Below are 16,837 nucleotides of genomic sequence, written 5' to 3'. Positions count from 1 at the left end.
ACCCTCACGAACGGAAGAAACCGTCATGTATCGTGACATACTCCTGGCCGTGGATCTGGACGATCCCGACACCCACAAGAAGGCCCTGGAAACGACTGTCGAGTACGCCCAGGCCTTTGGCTCGACACTGCACGTCATCAGCGTGCTTCCCGACTTTGGTCTCAGCATGGTGGGCAGTTTCTTTCCCAGGGACTACGAGAAACAGGCGCTCGAGAAGGGCAACCAGGCTCTGCATGCCTTCGTGAAGGAACACGTCCCCGAAGGCATCAGCGTCCAGCACATCCTGGCCCACGGCACGATCTACAAGGAGATCCTGCACTACGCAAAACAGACCAACTGTGACCTTATCGTCATGGCCTCCACGCGCCCGGGCCTCGAGGACTACCTGCTGGGCCCCAACGCGGCGCGCGTCGTCCGCCACGCCGACTGCTCGGTCCTGGTGGTGCGGGACTGACTCTGACAGATAGTTATGGAATATCCGGCTTTGGCCCGCGCTCCAGATAGCTGCGCAGGGCGATAAAGCTGCGAGTCCCACGTACACCCTCGATACTGTAGAGGCGTTCGAGAAGCGCTTCCAATGCCTGTGTATCTCGGGTGCGAACCTTGAGGATCAGACAGGTATCCCCGGCTACAGTGTGGATTTCCTCAACGTCTGCCAGGTCCCGCAAGGCCAGCACGGGTCCCGACAGGCCCCAGCCATCCGTATCCACGTGAATGAAACTCAAAAGCGGGCATCCAATCTTGGCACCATCGAGTGTCGCAACTGTTCCTGTAATCACACCTTCGCGTTTCAGACGTTTGACCCGCTCGTGCACCGCAGGAGGAGACAGATGCACGAGGCGACCAAGTTCCGCGTAAGACCGCGTGGCATCCTCGGCCAACAGCCTTAACAACCTTCGGTCCGTTACGTCAGGAACCTCTACCGGTGCGGTGCGTTTACGAACCTCATTCGTTTCTGAATCGGGCATACCATAAATCACTTTATGCCAAATTTTATAAAGGTATATGCAAGTGTATGCCATATTTTATAAACTACTGGAGCAAGCGATGTCCAGCTTCACCACCACTTCCTCAAGGGCTGTTACACCTTTGCTTATTCTTGGAATAGTTGTGGTAGGCTCCAATTCTTTCGTGCTCAGTCCGATCCTGACCGATGTTGCACAGGATTTCGGCACCACAGCCGTCGTCGTCGCACGCGTCATCTCTGCCTATGGTATCTCTACCGCAATTTCTGCTCTTTTCCTCGCCGGGGCGATCGACCGCTATGGCGCACGTCGGATGCTTTGCATGACAGCAACCGTCTTGACCACTGCACTGCTCGTCAGTGCCGCCAGTCAGAGTTGGCAGGTCCTGGCAACGGCACAGGCCTTCGCAGGCGTTTCAGCGGGCATTATGCTGCCTGCAATCTATGCCACTGCCACAAGTTCGGCCTCCGGGCGGCAGGGAGCCCGTGCACTGGGACGGGTATTGAACGGCTGGGCCATTTCGCTGGTAGCTGGCGTTCCCGTCTCTGCATTCATCACCGAATACGGCGGATGGCGTTGGGCCTACGTTACTCTGGCGGTCGTCGCCTTCACGGCTTTACTCGGCTTTCTCGGATGCCGCCTGCCGGCCAATTCCTCGAACGCCCAGCAGATCTCGCCTCTGGCGGCGCTCAGGACGCCGGGTATTCCGGCCCTGCTGCTCATCTGCTTCGGCTACATGTCAGCATTCTATGGTGTCTATGCCTTCCTTGGAGATCACCTGCGTCTCGTTCTGGGACTGGACGCGGCACTGGCCGGAACCGTCGTGTTGGCTTATGGAGCAGGCTTCGGCTTCGCAAGCCTTGGTACTTTTCTTCTCGATCGGATCGGGCCGGCCCGGTTGTTCCCCTTCTCGCTTGCTGCAATCGCCATGATCTATCTGCTCCTGATACCAGCTTCTCAATCCTATGCGGGTGCCCTTTGCGCTGCCCTCGTTTGGGGAATAGTCAACCACTACGGTCTCAACATCCTAGTACTGCTCCTTTCTGAGCGACATCCCGACGCGCGGGGAACAATCCTGGGCTTACACAGTGCCGTTACTTATACAGCCGTTTTTGCAGGGCCTCTGTTCATGGGCCATCTGTACGCTGTCTATGGCTTTTCCGGGATATCCCTTGCAGCAAGCGGACTGGCCCTTGGAGCAATGTTTGTTTCCTGTCTCGCCGTACAGTCCCGGCCACGCTCTGCCGAACCGAACGCCAGAGAGCATCGATGAGAGCGTATTGTGTCTCGATGCATCAAGGGGAGCAGTTGCCTGTGCATTAGGTCCTCGCCATGGGCCCTTGAGCACGTTATTTCTTCACATATGAAGCCGACACGCCCCCAGGAGAACGCACCAGTTACGAAGGATACAGAGCTCCACGCCCTGTCGCTCCAGGAGCTTTCCGACCTGGCCGAAGCTGGCGAGGAAATCCGGACGGTGGAGGCGGTGCTCGAACGCACTGGCGACAATGTGGTCTCAGAGATCCTGCGCAACCAGGGGCCCTTCTATGAATGGGAAACCTACCCTGCCGGCGGTGTCGAGGACAGGGAAACCCATGCCCAGTACTACTATCATGCCCATGCGCCGGATCGCCGGCCGGCCACAGAGCATGGGCATTTCCACACCTTTCTGGGCCCACAGGGCATGCCGCGCGGCATCCGGCCAGCTCCGGCGGCACCCGGACACCTCTTGGAGGCGGGCCAGGACGGCCCCTGTCACCTGATCGCAGTCTCGATGGATGGGCACGGCCGCGCGCGGGCACTCTTTACCGTGAACCGCTGGGTGACCGGGGAAACCCTCTATCGCGCCCACGAGGTGAACCGCATGCTGGACCGTTTTGCCATAGGCCATGCCCAGCCGTCCTGGCCCACCAACCGCTGGATCACGGCCATGCTGCGCTTTTTCCGCCCGCAGATCTGCGCGTTGGTCCGCGAACGCGACCGCCAGCTCGCACGCTGGCAAAGCAGCCACCCCTCGGAGAACGTCCTGGAAGACCGCCGCCTGGAAATCACCTCCTGGCTTGATATCGATGTCGAGCAGCAGATGGCGGCCATCGACCTGTTCCAGGACGAGAAATCTCTTTCATCCTGAGATTACGCCCACAGAATTGACTCGAAGCCGCTTGGGATTGGCACAGCCCTCGGTTCGAGCCCGCTCAATCCTGCATCCGAGAGCTTCGCTTCAATAGAGTGTAAAGGCGGGCAGCCTCTATCCCCGATCCGCAGCGCTCTCATGCAGTGCCATATCTGCAGTGGAGGGAGGAGCAGCCAGTTTTTCCCGCAGCATCTTCTGCCGAATCTTGCCTGGCGGATATCCCATGATCCGCTTGAAGGCACGGGCGAATGCAGCCTGGGAACCGTAACCAAGGCGTTTCGCAACCGCGTCAATCGCCATATCATCTCGCCTGATCCATTGGGCCGCCAAACGCATGCGCAAGGCCGCCAGGTACCGCAGCGGCGTGGTTCCCGTGGCGGCCGTGAAGCGTTCGGCGAAGACGGAGCGGGAACTCCCCATCTCCGAAGCCAGTTCCCCTACGGTCCAGTTTCGACCAGGATCACGATGAAGAGCGGCGATCACGCGGCCCAGTCGCGGATTGCGCAACGCCTCGATCCAGCCCGTCGCATCACCACACCCGCATTCCACCCAGCCGCGCACGATACTCGCCGCAACCACATCGGCAAGCCGCGCCAGGATGCCGGCATAGCCCGCACGCTCCGCCGTCATCTCGCGTTCCATCGCTTCCAAGAGAGGAAGGATTTCCGGCTGCCGGTCCAGCAATTCGCTCACCGACATGACCAGCGGCATCAGACCGATGAGGGGATGAAGGGTATCGAGATCGAACTCCATGCGTCCTGTAAAGATCAGGACCTGTTTACTGAGACATGTCTCCTCGGAGGACTTTCCAAGCGCACAAACGTCACCGCAAAGCGGCGTCGTCTCGAAGCTGTCCACGGGCAAAGCCGGAACTCCCGGCTCCGAAACAAGCGAATGAGCCTCGCCACGGGGCAACAGGACCGCGTCGCCGCAAGCCAGGGTATGCGTTTTCCCCTCGCGGATCTGCAGATGGACAGTGCCCGCCGCGATAAAGTGGAAGCGCGCTTCGGCAGAGGCGGGAAACCGGATACCGAAAGGTGGATCGAAACACAATTTTCCATAACTCGCGCCACGCAGACGCATCCCCATCAGAAGTTCGCTGACAGGATCATGTTCGGCAACGCGTCCACGATTTTCGGAGTTTCGGTCAAACATTCCAGACAATGTGACATGGATCGTCCGAGCTCGCCACCCATTTGAGGAAATCAACTCACCAATGAGGGGATTTCTTCAAATGGACGATGAATTGAGTGTAGAATCAAGGAGCGTAAGCCAGGCAAGGCCGGCCTGGGGCGCCGTGGTGTCCATGGGCCTTGGCGTGTTCGGCCTGGTCGGAGCGGAGTTCCTGCCCGCCAGCTTGCTGACACCCATGGCAATGGAGCTCGGCGTAACGGAGGGGATGGCGGGACAGGCGGTCACGGCCACGGCCGCGATCGCACTCGTCACCAGTCTGTTCGTGAGCAGCGTGACGCGGCGCATCGACCGGCGTCTTGTCCTTCTCGGTTTCACGGTGCTTCTCATCCTGTCAAACCTGCTGGTGGCCGCGGCACCCAACCTGCCACTGCTGCTCACAGGACGGATCCTGCTGGGTATGGCGCTAGGTGGCTTCTGGACCATGTCTGCAGCCACGATCATGAGACTGGTCCCGGACCGGCACGTGCCAAAGGCCTTGTCCATCATGATGTCCGGCGTTTCGGCGGCCACCATCTTTGCCGCCCCGATGGGCAGTTATCTCGGCGATCTCGTGGGCTGGCGAAACGTTTTCCTGACGGCGGCCGGCCTGGCGTTTCTGGTTTTCCTCGTACAGTTCGCAACCCTGCCTGCCTTGCCGCCCCGAGGACAGTCTCGGTTGTCCACGATGTTCGAGGTCCTGGCCCGGCGCACCGTCGGCCTGGCGATGATCGCCATCCTCCTGGTCTTTACCGGCCATTTCGCCTTCTTCACCTACATACGGCCTTTCCTGGAAACGGTCACCCTGGTTGGACCAACCGCGATATCGGGCATCCTGTTGGCCTTCGGGATCGCCACCTTTATCGGCAACTACCTGGGGGCCTTCCTGCTGGAACGCTCCATGCGGCTGACGCTCACCCTGATGCCGCTGGTCATGGGGACTCTGGGATTCGCGCTTTCGCTGTTCGGTGGCAACCTTGTTGCGGATACCGGCATGGTCGCTCTCTGGGGCCTGGCCTTCGGAACCGTCCCCGTCGCCTGGTCGACATGGATAACGCGGGCCATCCCTGATGAGACCGAAAGCGGAACAGGTCTCTTCGTGGCCGCCATAAACTTCGCCATCGCCACTGGCGCGGCCGCCGGTGGACTGATCGTCGACAGCAGTGGCGTGGTCAACGTTTTCCTCGCAAGCGGAGCTGTCCTGCTTCTGGCAACAGTCATGATCCTGACCCGGGTCGAAGTCCCGGTGGTCACGGCAGAGGCCTGACACATAGACCCAGGCCACTTCCCAGCTGTCGGACCCGCACCGTTTCACCGGTGCGGGTCCGGCCCCGACTGCCCCAAGAAGACTCGATAAACTCTGCAGGTTGTCCATTGCATCGCGCGCGGCGAAGGGCTATAACCCGCCCGCATCCGGGGAGTAGCTCAGCCTGGTAGAGCACCACGTTCGGGACGTGGGGGCCGGAGGTTCAAATCCTCTCTCCCCGACCAGAAAATCCAGGACGAAAAGCCTGTCATTCCAGACAGGCTTTTTTGTGCTCAGGTCTCCTGGCTCAGTACAGCCGTTCCACGCAGAAATCGACGCTTTCCAGAAGCGCGCTCCTGATCTCGCTTTCTGGGAAGATCTCCATTGCGGCACGCGCCTCCTCGGCATAGGCAAAGGCCCGCGTCTTGGCGTCCTCCAGGGCGTTGTGGCGCACCAGAAGCTCGAGCGCCTCCTCCAGGTCGCCCTCACGCAGGTCCTGCTCCTCCAGGCAACGGCGCCAGAAGGTGCGTTCGCTCTCGTCGCCGCGCTGGAAGGCCAGGATGACGGGCAGTGTGATCTTGCCCTCTCGGAAATCGTCGCCCACGGCCTTGCCCAGCTTGGGGTCCACCTCGGCCGTATAGTCCAGGATATCGTCCACCAACTGGAAGGCCATGCCCAGTGCGCCACCGAAACGGCGCAGCGCGTCTTCTTCCCCCTCGGGCCGCTCGGCCACCTGGGCGCCCACCTGGCAGGAGGCCGCGAAGAGCGAGGCCGTCTTGGCGCGCACCACGTCGAGATAGGCGTCTTCGTTCGTCTCGGTGTCGTTGGCCGTCATCAACTGGTGCACCTCGCCCTCGGCCAGCGTGGCCGCCGTGTCCGACAGCAGCTTGAGGACCTTCAGCGAACCGTCCGCCACCATCAGCTGGAAGGAGCGGCTGAAGAGGAAGTCGCCCACAAGGACCGAGGCCTGGTTGCCCCAGACCGCCTTGGCGGAAGCCTGGCCTCGGCGCAGGTCGCTTTCGTCCACCACGTCGTCATGCAGCAGGGTGGCGGTGTGAATGAACTCGACACAGGCCGCCAGGGCCATCTGGCGCTCGCCCTCGGCGCCGCAGAGCCTGGCCGAAGCCAGCACCAGCAAGGGGCGCAGACGCTTGCCGCCGGCGGCGATGATGTGTCCGGCCAACTGCGGGATCAGGCTGACCGGGGACTGCATGTTCTCCAGGATGATCTCGTTGACGCGCGTCATGTCGTCGCCCACCAGGTCCAGCAGGGAGTCCAGTCCTGCCTGCTTCTTGTCCTGTTGGATCTGATTCGGATCGGCCCTGCCGGCCATTCGCCATCTCCCATGCTTGCGCTGGCCCGTGGTTGCGCTGGCCCGCAGGATCGCGCAGTGTATCTTTGGTCCGGACCACGGGGCTCTCGGCCCCGCACAATAGGCCGTGACGAGTCTCGGTCAAGCGGAACCGAAGGCCGAAGGTTGATACAAAGCCACACGCCGGGCGTGGCCGAATTTGAGAGGTGATCTGTGCGCGAACTGTTACGTACCAACGACCTGGTCCGCCTGTCCTGGGTCCAGGCCTACCTTGCCGATGCCGGCATCGAGGCGGTCACCTTCGACAACCATGCCTCGGTTCTGGAAGGTTCGGTCGTGGCCATCACCCGGCGCCTGATGGTCATAGACGAGGACTACGAGCAGGCCTGCACGCTTCTGGCGGAGGCGGACGCGGCTCCAAATTATGAAGACCCCGCCGGACAGGAAGACAACTCCTCCCGGGAGTGAACCGTTCGGAACGAGCGCCATGACACTCATCCAGTCCATTCCATCCGACAGCACGCAATCACAGGCCGGCGAGACGACGGAAAACCGCCTGCTGGACGGACGGATATGCCTGCGCCAGCCCGTGGCCAGTTATCGCGTGGCCATCGACCCCGTCTTCCTGGCCGCAGCCACGCCGGCACAGGAAAAGCAATCGATCCTGGACCTGGGCTGCGGGGCCGGGGCAGCAGCCCTCTGCCTGCTGGCCCGTGTCCCCGACTGTCATGTGACCGGCTGGGAGTTTCAGCCCGAACTGGCCGCACTGGCCAGGGAAAACGCAGCCCTGAACGACACCCAGGACCGTTTCACGATTGCCTGGCGGAACGGACTGACACGGGAAGCGGGCGACCATGACGGCTTCGACCTGGTGATGACCAATCCGCCCTACCTGGCCAATGGCCAGGCAACGCCCTCACCGGACTCCGGCAAGCGCCGGGCCAACCAGGAAAGTGAAGGCGACCTCCAGGACTGGATCACGGCCGCCCTTCACTGCCTGCGTCCCGGCGGGTATCTCAGCATGATCCATCGCGCCGACCGGCTGCACGAACTGCTGGCAGCCCTGCAGCACAGGGCCGGGGACATCGTCGTCTTCCCGCTCTGGCCGCGCCGGGACCAGGCCGCACGACGCGTCCTTCTGCGCGCGCGCAAGGGCAGCCGCGCGCCCACACGGCTGTTGCCCGGCCTCAATCTCCATGGCGCGGGACAGCACTTCACGCCTGAAGCCGAAGCTATCCTGCGCCAGGCCCGGCCGCTTTCCCTGGACTGAACGGCCTATCCGGAAAACACCGGGCAAACGAATGAAGGGAACCTGCATGTCCAACAGCCCTGACAGCCTGCGCACGGCCCTCTGGGTCGTGAACCTGGCGCAACCGCTTGCCTCTCTGGACGCTTGGCAGGTGCAACTCACAAATAAGATCAGGCAAGCCAAGGCGGAAGGGAGCGCTTTGCTGGTCCTGCCCGAGTATGCCTGCGAGCAATGGCTGTCCTTTGCCCCCGCCGACCTGCCGGCCACCGGCGAGATCCCCTGGATGGCGGAACAGGCCGAAACCGCCGTAGAGATGGCCGGCGCACTGGCGCAGGAGCATGACATCGCGCTGCTGGCCGGCAGCATGCCCGTAAAGGATCAACAGGCCGCTCACGGGACGGTTCCCTTCGTCAATCGTGCCTGGCTCTGCCTGCCCGACGGGCGCCGGATCGGCCAGGACAAGCTCTGCCTGACACCGGCGGAGCAGGACCCCGACGACTGGTTGCTCTCCCCCGGCCGGCAACTGAAGCTCATTCACTGGCGCGGCTTGCGTATCGTCATCCTGATCTGCCTGGATTGCGAACTGCCCGACCTGGCCGGCCAGGTCTCGGCCCTGCAGCCCGACCTGATCCTGGTGCCCTCGCAGACCAGCCGTCCCTCCGGCTATCACCGCGTCTTCCACTGCGCCCGGGCCCGGGCCATTGAATCCATGACGGCCGTGGCCGCCGTGGGCGTGATCGGGGCCGCAGCGACCGGCCGGCCACGCGATGGCTATCATGCAGGTGCGGCGCTCTTCCTGCCCTGCGAGCCGGAGCTGGGCGACGATGGCGACGGCGGGTCCCTGCCGGGCCTGGACAGTTGCGACGATGAAGGCCCTGTTCTGAGCGTCGATATTCCGATAGAACGCCTGCGCGCGTTGCGCCGGAAGGGCGCTGAGGTCTGGCCCGGCCCCTGGTCGGCCCGTCACATCGAGCTATCCGAGGAGACAGAGCCATCCTGACGATCTACAGCGACACCCACCGCCTTCAGCACGGACAGTCCGAGCTGGTCGACGGGCAGTTGAAGCCCTGTTACGAGATGCCGAAGCGTGCCGATTTGGTCCTGGATCAGGTGAAACAGCGCGCCCTTGGCCCCGTGGAAGCGCCGGAGGACTGGCCGCTGGAGGCGCTGACCCGTGTCCATGATCGCGACTATGTGGACTTCCTGCAGGGCGCCTGGGCCGAATGGTCGGCCGACGGGCGCACGCACGATGCCCTGCCGCTAGCCTGGTCGGTGCGAGGCCTGCGCGATCTGGTGCCGCAGTCCATCATGGGACGTCTCAGCTACTACTCCTTCGACGCCGGCACCCCGATCACGGCCGGCACCTGGCAGGCCGTGAAAGGCTCGGCCGATGTCGCGCTCAGTGGCCAGGAACGGCTGGTTCGCGAAGGCCACCGGGCCGTCTTCTCGCTCTGCCGGCCGCCGGGTCACCATGCGGCGGCCAACTACTATGGCGGCTACTGCTTCCTCAACAACGCCGCCATCGCGGCCCAGGCACTGCGCGACGGCGGGGCCGAGCGGGTGGCCGTCTTCGACGTGGATTACCATCATGGCAACGGGACGCAGTCGATCTTCTATGATCGCAACGACGTCTTCTTCGCCTCGGTCCATGGGGATCCGCACGAGAACTTCCCCTTCTTCCTGGGACATGCCGACGAGACCGGCAGCGGCGCTGGCGAAGGCTTCAATGCCAACTGGCCCCTGCCCTGGGGCAGCGGTTTCGAGGTCTGGCAGGAGGCCTTCAACCAGGCTCTGGGCCGGTTGCGGGACTATGCGCCCGACGTCCTGGTCATCTCGCTGGGGGTGGACACTTTCAAGGACGACCCCATATCCGGCTTCAAGCTTGAAAGCGATGACTACTTCAAGATCGGCCGTGCCCTGGCTGGCCTGAACCGCCCAACCCTCTTCATCATGGAAGGGGGCTATGCCGTCGAGGAAATCGGCATCAACACCGTGAATCTGCTGACCGGCTTCGAGGAGGCCGCCTGAATGAACTTCCTGCCGAAAGACCTGCGCAAGTACATCCCCATCAAGGCTGTACAGAATCCCCCGCCGCTGGTCGGGGTGATACGCCTGCGCGGCGTGATCGGCGCCGTGGGCCCCATGCGCAGCGGCATGACCCTGGAAAGCCTGGCTCCGACACTGGAGAAGACCTTTTCTCTCAAGAGGCTCCAGGCCGTGGCGCTGATCATCAACTCCCCCGGCGGCTCACCCGTTCAGTCGGCCCTGATCGCCCAGCGCATCCGCGACCTGTCGCAGGAAAAGAAGGTGCCCGTCCTGGCCTTCGTGGAGGACGCAGCCGCCTCGGGTGGATACTGGCTGGCCTGTGCGGCCGATCAGATCTATGTCAACGAAAGTTCCATCGTCGGCTCCATCGGCGTGGCCTCCCAGGGCTTCGGCTTTACGGAGCTGATCCAGAAGATCGGTGTGGAGCGGCGCGTCCAGACGGCCGGCAGCAACAAGAACATGCTGGACCCCTTCGAGCCCCGGAAAAGCGAGGACATGGAGCACCTGAAGGGCATCCTCAACGAGCTGCATGAAAGCTTCAAGAGCGAGGTCCGCCGCCAGCGCGTCGGCCGTCTCAAGGCATCCGAGGACGAGCTCTTCACCGGCGCCTTCTGGACCGGGCGCCGTGCCGTGGAACTGGGCCTGGTGGACGGCATCGCCGAAGCACGCAGCGAACTGCGCAAGCGCTTCGGGGACAAGGTGCGCCTGCGCGGCTTCCAGCAGCAGGACTCCTGGCTGCGCCGCCGCCTCAAGGCACAGGCCGGTGGCCTTCCGGGTACGGCCGATCTCGCCCATGGCCTGCTGGACGCCGCCGAGACACGCGCGCTCTGGGCCCGCTACGGACTCTAGATTCAGGGCCCCGGTTCCCGCAAATCGAGATATGGTTTGGCACGGCACGCACAGCACGTGGATTGTAGTGGCTGACAGGACACAGTCTTCGGAAACTGGCGCCTTAACCTTTCCTTTACCCTTGTTTTGTCCTTGTGGCGGGCTGTAGCTCTGCGCCGGATCAAAAAAGAGGAAGACGCAACTTCATGGCACGTATTCTGCTTCTGGATGACGAGGAAGCGCTCCTGCGCCTGATGGCCGAGGTACTGGAAAAGGATGGGCACAGCGTAACCACCTCCGCAGACGGACGCCGCAGCGAAGATACCGAGCTCCTGCAAAATCTCGACCTGGTCGTAACGGATCTCATGATGCCCAACGCCGACGGGATCGAGGTTGTCCGCAACGTACGTGCCGCAAACCCGAGCCTTAAGATTCTCGCCATTTCGGGCGGCGGCCGGGCGATCAGCCAGAACTTCCTGCCCGCAGCCCAGGCGATGGGCGCCGATGATATCCTGGAAAAGCCCTTCCGGCCCTCGGCCTTTCTGGAGAAGGTCCAGGCGATGCTGTCGGAATGACAGCCAGGCTTCAGATCCGGAAACTGTAGGAGAATCGCGAGCCGCCGGAGGTGGCCAGGCGCCTCATCACGCTCTCGCTCTGAAGATAGACCACCTTGTCGATCGCCTGGGTTCCCTGCAGGGAGTCATAGAAGCGCCGGGCCTTGTGGTTGTGCCGGTCGACGGTCCAGATCATGCGAGTCCAGCCGCGCTCCAGCGCGATGGAGGCCAGTTCCACCATCAGGTCGCGCCCGACGCCGCGACGACGCGCGTCCTCGATCAGATAGAGTTCCTTCAGGAACAGTGAAAGCTGGCAATCGCTGGTCCAGAAGACCGGTGCATAGATGGCGTATCCCAGCTCCCGTCCATCCTGCTCGGCAAGCAGCGCCTCGAAACCGGGATTGGCCCCCAGGTAGCGCTGCAGTCGCTGGATCAGGATATCCTCGGGAACCGGCGGTTTCTCTCCATAGAAAGCATAGGTTTCCTGGAGCAGACGCGCCAGGCGTCCGGCATCCTCGGCCTCGGCCGCCCGGATGACGTGATCAGCCAATCTGGCCTCGATGGCGCAGAAGGTGATCGGCCAGGACCAGCGCCATCATGGCCTCGCCCACCGGCACGGCCCGGATGCCCACACAGGGATCGTGCCGGCCCTTTGTAACGATCTCGGTTTCCTGCCCGAAGCGATCCACGGTGCGCCGTGGCGAAAGGATCGAGGAGGTGGGTTTCACGGCAAAGCGCACGACCAGGTCCTGGCCGGTGGAAAGTCCTCCCAGGACACCGCCCGCCTTGTTGGAGAGGAAGGCGACCTCGTCATCCTCCATGCGCAGTTCGTCGGCATTCTCTTCGCCGTTCAGGGCCGCGGCCGCGAAGCCTTCGCCGATCTCCACGCCCTTGACGGCGTTGATCGACATCATGGCCTTGGCCAGGTCGGCATCCAGCTTGTCATAGACCGGCTCGCCCAGGCCGGCCGGCAGGCCCTGGGCCACCACCTCGACCACAGCCCCCAGGGACGATCCGTTCTTGCGCGCTTCGTCCAGGCGCGCCGCCCAGATCTCGGCCATGGCAGCGTCGGGTCCGAAGAAGGCATTGCGATCCACCTCGGCCCAGTCCCAGCGCAGGCGGTCGACGCTGTCCGCGCCCATCTGCACCAGGGCGCCGCGAATGGCGACTTGCTCCTCGCCCAGAAGATGGGCCAGGACGCGCCTGGCCACGGCACCGGCGGCCACCCGCATGGCCGTCTCGCGCGCGCTGGAGCGTCCGCCGCCGCGGTAGTCGCGAATGCCGTACTTCTGCCAATAGGTATAGTCGGCATGCCCCGGACGGAACTTGTCCTTGATATCGCCGTAGTCCTTGGAACGCTGGTCCTGGTTCTCGATCACCAGCGCAAGCGGCGTGCCCGTGGTCTCGCCCTCGAAGACACCGGAGACGATCCGGACTTCGTCACTCTCCTGGCGCTGGGTGGTGTAGCGGGACTGTCCGGGACGGCGCCGGTCCAGGAATGGCTGTATATCCGCTTCCGAAAGAGGGATGCGCGGCGGCACGCCATCGATCACGCAGCCGATGGCCGGTCCGTGGCTTTCCCCCCAGGTCGTGAAACGAAAGGCTTGGCCAAAGCTGTTCCCTGGCATGGCATCTACCTTCCCGGCGCGCGGCGCGGAGTCATCATGGCTCGTTCTTGAAGCCTTCAAGCAGCTCACGCAGCTGCGGTGCCGCATCGACGGCCATCATGCCGACGGTATGATAGCCGGAATCCACGTGATGCACCTCCCCGGTCACACCCGAGGCCAGGTCGGAAAGCAGGTAGAGTGCGGAACTGCCGACCTGGTCCAGGGTCACGTTCCGACGCAGGGGCGAGTTGTACTCGTTCCACTTCAGGATATAGCGGAAATCCCCGATCCCCGAGGCGGCCAGCGTGCGGATCGGACCGGCCGAGATCGCATTCACGCGAATGTTGTCCCCACCCAGGTCCGCGGACATGTAGCGCACCGAGGCTTCCAGTCCCGCCTTGGCGACACCCATGACGTTGTAGTGCGGCATGACACGCTCGGCGCCATAGTAGCTGAGGGTCAGAAGGCTGCCGCCCTCGCGCATCATGGGCACGGCCCGCTGCGCCACGGCCGTGAAGGAATAGCAGGAGATATCCATGCAGCGCACAAAGTTGTCACGCGTGGTGTTGAGATACAGCCCCTTCAACTCGTCGCGATTGGCCCAGGCGATGGCATGGACGACAAAGTCCAGGCTGTCCCAGCTCTCGCCCAGCTCCTCGAAGGTGGCGTCGATGGAAGCATCGTCGCTGACATCACAGGACATCACCAGCGAACTGCCCAGGGATTCGGCCAGGGGGCGCACGCGCTTCTCCAGCGCGTCTCCCTGATAGGTGAAGGCCAGTTCCGCACCCTGGGCCGCCAGTGCCTGGGCAATCCCCCAGGCAATCGAGCGATCATTGGCCACACCCATGATCAGGCCGCGTTTGCCGGACATCAGCGTCGTCGTGTTGTTCATGCTTGATCTCGCTCTGCCGTCGACGACCCCGGCGTGATTGGCGGCCGCGACTGTAATCTCGGGATTCTAGCGCGCATCCTACACCAATGGTCCGGCACGTCAAAGGCGTCCACAGTCGCGAGACGCAGTTTGCACACGGCCTTTACCATTGCGCACGCCATGCCGGATGGTCGCATGAGATATTCGTGCTAGTCTCTTGATCCATGACGGGAAACGACGATTTGGAAACCACGCGCAAAAGCCCACAGGACAGCGTGACGGACAGGCCGCATCGGCCCTCGCGCCTGATGCACCTCTGGACGCGGATCAGGCTGATCTCCTTGCGCCAGATCTATTTCTTCGTCCGCTATCTCTTTCTCCGCTTCGGGCAGGATCGCTGCCTGCAGATGGCCGCCGGTCTCAGCTACTCTTCCCTGCTGGCGCTTGTTCCGCTGCTGGCGATAGCCCTGGGGTTGCTGGCAGCCTTCCCGGCCTTTGACGAAGCCCGTGACAGCCTGCGCGAAATGCTGTTCCAGGCCATTCCCCCGGACCAGGCCGCACGCGCCAACGAGCATCTCGATTCCTTTCTCAGGAATGCGTCAAAGTTGACAGCCCCCGGGGTCATCGGTTTGGGGGTTACGGCCCTGCTGCTGCTCTCCAACATCAACAGTGCGATCAACACCATCTGGCGGGTCCGTCAGGAACGTCCCCTGGTTCTTCGCTTTCTCGTTTATTGGGCGCTCTTGACGCTGGGGCCCATCCTGCTGGGCGCCTCGCTGTCGATCACCAGCTATGCCTTTGCCACGGTACACAGCTCCGGTGCGCTGGAAGCGACCTCGATGGTGCTTTCGCGCGTTTTCGCCATCCTGCTGGCCATGCTTGGCTGCGCCAGTTTCTACATCCTGGTACCGAACCGGCCGGTCAGCCCGACGGCGGGCTTTGCCGGCGGACTGCTGGCGGCCATACTGCTGGAGATCCTGAAATACGGTCTTGGCCTCTATGTGGGCCAGGTGCCCTCCTACCAGGCCGTCTATGGTGCACTCTCGGTATTGCCCATTTTTCTCATCTGGATGTTCCTGGCCTGGGTGGTCATCCTGCTGGGAGCCCAATTGGCCGCCGCCCTTCCGGAGTGGCGCGCGGTTATCCGGCACGGGCATCTCGAGGAAGCCCCCATCAATCGCGTGGTGCTTGCCCTGGCCCTGCTGGAGCGCCTGCGCAACGCCCATCGACGTGGCCGACCACTGAAACAGAGGATGCTGGCGGCCGGCTTGCCGGCCACACCGACGGAAGCTGGAGAGGTTGTCGAACGCCTGCGCGACGCCGGCCTGGTGGTGGCCACCTCGGACGGGACCCAGGCCCTGGGGCGCGACCTTTCAACCGTGACGCTGGGCGAGCTGGCCGATCACCTGGACCTGACCCCGCGCAATCGTGAGGACTGGCCGGCCCTGGTACAGGATGCACTTGCCGGGCTGCAGACAGAACTTGCCGGCCCCTTGTCGCAAACTCTGGACAGCCTTCTATCGAGCGGGCATGATCCTGAAAAGAAAGAAGAATCCGGCTTACAGGAAAAACGGTCCGCAACGCCACCCAACCCGGGATCCGGCAAGCGAACTGAAGATATCGGGAGTTCCTCCGAATGAAATGGCCCTGCGCCCTGATGCTGTGGCTCTGTCTGTGTCTTGTCCCCCTGCAACCTCAGGCCCAGACCGACGAACTGAGCATCGCGGCCATCGCATTTCCCTCCAGCGCCCCGCTCTTCCTCGCCAAGGAACTCGGCTATTACGCGGACGAGAACCTGGAGGTCACCTTCCAGTTCTTCGATGCCGCCCAGCCCATTGCCATCTCCGTGGCCAATCGGCAGGCCGATGTCGGCGCGACCGCCTTCACCGCCGGTTTCTATAACCTGGCGGCCAAGGATACCCTGCGGGTAATTGCGGCCCAGAGCCGGGAGGAGCCCGGTTACAGGTTCCTTGCCTATGTCGCGTCCAAGAGCGCCTGGAAGAAGGGCCTGCGCCACCCCGAAGACCTGCCCGGGCATAGTCTGGCCATTACACAGATCGGCTCCAGCTTTCATCTGATGGCTGGCCTCCTGGCCCAGGAAAAGGGCTTCGATATTTCTGAGATCGAGCTGATCCCCCGCGAACGGGTCACCCAGATGATCGAGGCCATTCGCAGCAATGACGCCGATGCGACCATCCTGCCGGCGCCGCATGCCAGGCGTCTCGAGGCTGAGGAAGCGGGCCGTATCATCGGTTGGGTCAGCGAAGAGACACCCTATCAACTTGGGGGCATTTTCACATCACGTCACCTGGCAGAGGAAGAGCCCGAAACCGTGCGCCGCTTCCTGAAAGCCTACCTTCGGGCGGCCAGGGATTACGCCGAAGCCTTTCATCACCGCAGGGGGCAGGATAGGCCCGCCAGTGAAAACTCGGAAAGGTTGGCAGAGTTGCTCCAGCATTACATCGACGCTTCCCCCCAGGCCCTGCGCGCCGGTGCCAGTTACGTCGACCCGGAAGGACGCCTGGACGTAGGCTCCATCTACCAGCAGGTGGAATGGTACCGTTCAGCCGGATTGCTGGACCCCGACACTGATCCCTCGAGCTTTCTCGATCTCTCCTTTATCGAAGGGCACTATAACCTGCCCGAGGGGCTTCAGCCGGGGAGTCGCGACGACAAGACAGAATATTAGATCTTCGGAAGTCCTGCGCGCTGGTACAGATCGGCTTGCAGGAAGACCTTGGACGCACCTTTCGGAGAGACGGCGCCTCCGTCCGAGTCAAAGCCATCCCCATTCCGCTGCAGGCCATCGACCAAAACCGGACAGACTCCGTACCGCCCACGGCGGATACACT

At 62.8% G+C, this 16,837-nt stretch carries 18 protein-coding genes and 1 tRNA gene; 13 read left to right on the top strand and 6 right to left on the bottom strand.

Annotated elements, in window-relative coordinates; genetic code table 11:
- Window positions 1-25: 25 nt before the first annotated feature.
- Complete coding sequence (locus BP38_RS0108645; protein ID WP_026987402.1) at window positions 26-454, top strand: universal stress protein; 429 nt, start codon at window positions 26-28, stop codon at window positions 452-454.
- A 13-nt stretch (window positions 455-467) separates the two neighbouring features.
- On the opposite strand, the gene BP38_RS0108640 is transcribed toward BP38_RS0108645, so the two are convergent.
- Entirely contained in the window at window positions 468-968 is a 501-nt protein-coding gene (locus BP38_RS0108640; RefSeq protein ID WP_051609139.1) for an Lrp/AsnC family transcriptional regulator, read from the bottom strand.
- A 79-nt stretch (window positions 969-1,047) separates the two neighbouring features.
- On the opposite strand from BP38_RS0108640, the gene BP38_RS19785 reads away from it, so the two are divergent.
- Window positions 1,048-2,238 carry an MFS transporter gene (locus BP38_RS19785; protein ID WP_081816550.1) on the top strand — a complete coding sequence of 397 codons (1,191 nt, stop codon included), beginning with the start codon at window positions 1,048-1,050 and terminating at the stop codon, window positions 2,236-2,238.
- A gap of 90 nt (window positions 2,239-2,328) precedes the next feature.
- Window positions 2,329-3,096: a DUF6969 family protein gene (locus BP38_RS19780; protein ID WP_051609137.1), complete on the top strand. Its 768-nt coding sequence runs from the start codon at window positions 2,329-2,331 to the stop codon at window positions 3,094-3,096.
- A 117-nt stretch (window positions 3,097-3,213) separates the two neighbouring features.
- On the opposite strand, the gene BP38_RS19775 is transcribed toward BP38_RS19780, so the two are convergent.
- Window positions 3,214-4,254 (bottom strand): AraC family transcriptional regulator, encoded by a 1,041-nt coding sequence (locus BP38_RS19775; protein ID WP_051609136.1) that lies wholly within the window; start codon window positions 4,252-4,254, stop codon window positions 3,214-3,216.
- A 79-nt stretch (window positions 4,255-4,333) separates the two neighbouring features.
- On the opposite strand from BP38_RS19775, the gene BP38_RS0108620 reads away from it, so the two are divergent.
- Entirely contained in the window at window positions 4,334-5,536 is a 1,203-nt protein-coding gene (locus tag BP38_RS0108620; protein WP_026987400.1) for an MFS transporter, read from the top strand.
- 147 nt (window positions 5,537-5,683) lie between these two features.
- Window positions 5,684-5,760: transfer RNA gene (locus tag BP38_RS0108615), tRNA-Pro, on the top strand.
- 62 nt (window positions 5,761-5,822) lie between these two features.
- Here the strand turns inward: BP38_RS0108615 and BP38_RS0108610 are convergent.
- Window positions 5,823-6,848 (bottom strand): polyprenyl synthetase family protein, encoded by a 1,026-nt coding sequence (locus tag BP38_RS0108610; RefSeq protein WP_026987399.1) that lies wholly within the window; start codon window positions 6,846-6,848, stop codon window positions 5,823-5,825.
- A gap of 192 nt (window positions 6,849-7,040) precedes the next feature.
- On the opposite strand from BP38_RS0108610, the gene BP38_RS19770 reads away from it, so the two are divergent.
- The 6 genes from BP38_RS19770 (at window position 7,041) to BP38_RS0108580 (ending at window position 11,525) form a co-directional block, all read left to right on the top strand.
- Entirely contained in the window at window positions 7,041-7,295 is a 255-nt protein-coding gene (locus BP38_RS19770) for a putative signal transducing protein (RefSeq protein ID WP_051609135.1), read from the top strand.
- A gap of 19 nt (window positions 7,296-7,314) precedes the next feature.
- Window positions 7,315-8,097, top strand: a complete 783-nt coding sequence (locus BP38_RS0108600; protein ID WP_051609134.1) for a tRNA1(Val) (adenine(37)-N6)-methyltransferase — start codon at window positions 7,315-7,317, stop codon at window positions 8,095-8,097.
- A 46-nt stretch (window positions 8,098-8,143) separates the two neighbouring features.
- The gene (locus BP38_RS0108595; RefSeq protein ID WP_026987397.1) at window positions 8,144-9,076 is read left to right on the top strand and encodes a nitrilase-related carbon-nitrogen hydrolase; all 933 of its coding nucleotides are present in this window, start codon (window positions 8,144-8,146) and stop codon (window positions 9,074-9,076) included.
- A gap of 77 nt (window positions 9,077-9,153) precedes the next feature.
- Complete coding sequence (locus tag BP38_RS0108590) at window positions 9,154-10,104, top strand: histone deacetylase family protein (protein ID WP_281174415.1); 951 nt, start codon at window positions 9,154-9,156, stop codon at window positions 10,102-10,104.
- A complete protein-coding gene (locus tag BP38_RS0108585) occupies window positions 10,105-10,971 on the top strand; it encodes a S49 family peptidase (protein ID WP_026987395.1) in 867 nt (288 codons plus the stop codon). It begins immediately after the preceding gene.
- A 185-nt stretch (window positions 10,972-11,156) separates the two neighbouring features.
- Window positions 11,157-11,525 carry a response regulator gene (locus tag BP38_RS0108580; protein ID WP_026987394.1) on the top strand — a complete coding sequence of 123 codons (369 nt, stop codon included), beginning with the start codon at window positions 11,157-11,159 and terminating at the stop codon, window positions 11,523-11,525.
- 10 nt (window positions 11,526-11,535) lie between these two features.
- On the opposite strand, the gene BP38_RS21705 is transcribed toward BP38_RS0108580, so the two are convergent.
- The 3 genes from BP38_RS21705 to fabI are packed head-to-tail and all read right to left on the bottom strand — an operon-like array spanning window position 11,536 to window position 14,006.
- A complete protein-coding gene (locus BP38_RS21705) occupies window positions 11,536-12,054 on the bottom strand; it encodes a GNAT family N-acetyltransferase (RefSeq protein ID WP_051609132.1) in 519 nt (172 codons plus the stop codon).
- Window positions 12,047-13,132, bottom strand: a complete 1,086-nt coding sequence (gene aroC / locus BP38_RS0108570) for a chorismate synthase (RefSeq protein WP_026987393.1) — start codon at window positions 13,130-13,132, stop codon at window positions 12,047-12,049. The genes BP38_RS21705 and aroC overlap by 8 nt, the downstream gene beginning before the upstream one ends.
- 34 nt (window positions 13,133-13,166) lie before the next feature.
- The gene (gene fabI, locus BP38_RS0108565; protein WP_026987392.1) at window positions 13,167-14,006 is read right to left on the bottom strand and encodes an enoyl-ACP reductase FabI; all 840 of its coding nucleotides are present in this window, start codon (window positions 14,004-14,006) and stop codon (window positions 13,167-13,169) included.
- 221 nt (window positions 14,007-14,227) lie between these two features.
- On the opposite strand from fabI, the gene BP38_RS21700 reads away from it, so the two are divergent.
- Entirely contained in the window at window positions 14,228-15,625 is a 1,398-nt protein-coding gene (locus BP38_RS21700; protein WP_162175140.1) for a YihY family inner membrane protein, read from the top strand.
- Window positions 15,622-16,674 carry an ABC transporter substrate-binding protein gene (locus BP38_RS19755; protein WP_051609130.1) on the top strand — a complete coding sequence of 351 codons (1,053 nt, stop codon included), beginning with the start codon at window positions 15,622-15,624 and terminating at the stop codon, window positions 16,672-16,674. Before BP38_RS21700 ends, BP38_RS19755 begins: the two co-directional genes overlap by 4 nt.
- Window positions 16,675-16,837: the final 163 nt, after the last annotated feature.

Source organism: Fodinicurvata fenggangensis DSM 21160 (genome assembly GCF_000686045.1).
GTDB lineage: Bacteria > Pseudomonadota > Alphaproteobacteria > Kiloniellales > DSM-21159 > Fodinicurvata > Fodinicurvata fenggangensis.
Note: the sequence above shows the minus strand (reverse complement) of the source record. Positions and strands in the feature narration are given on the sequence as shown.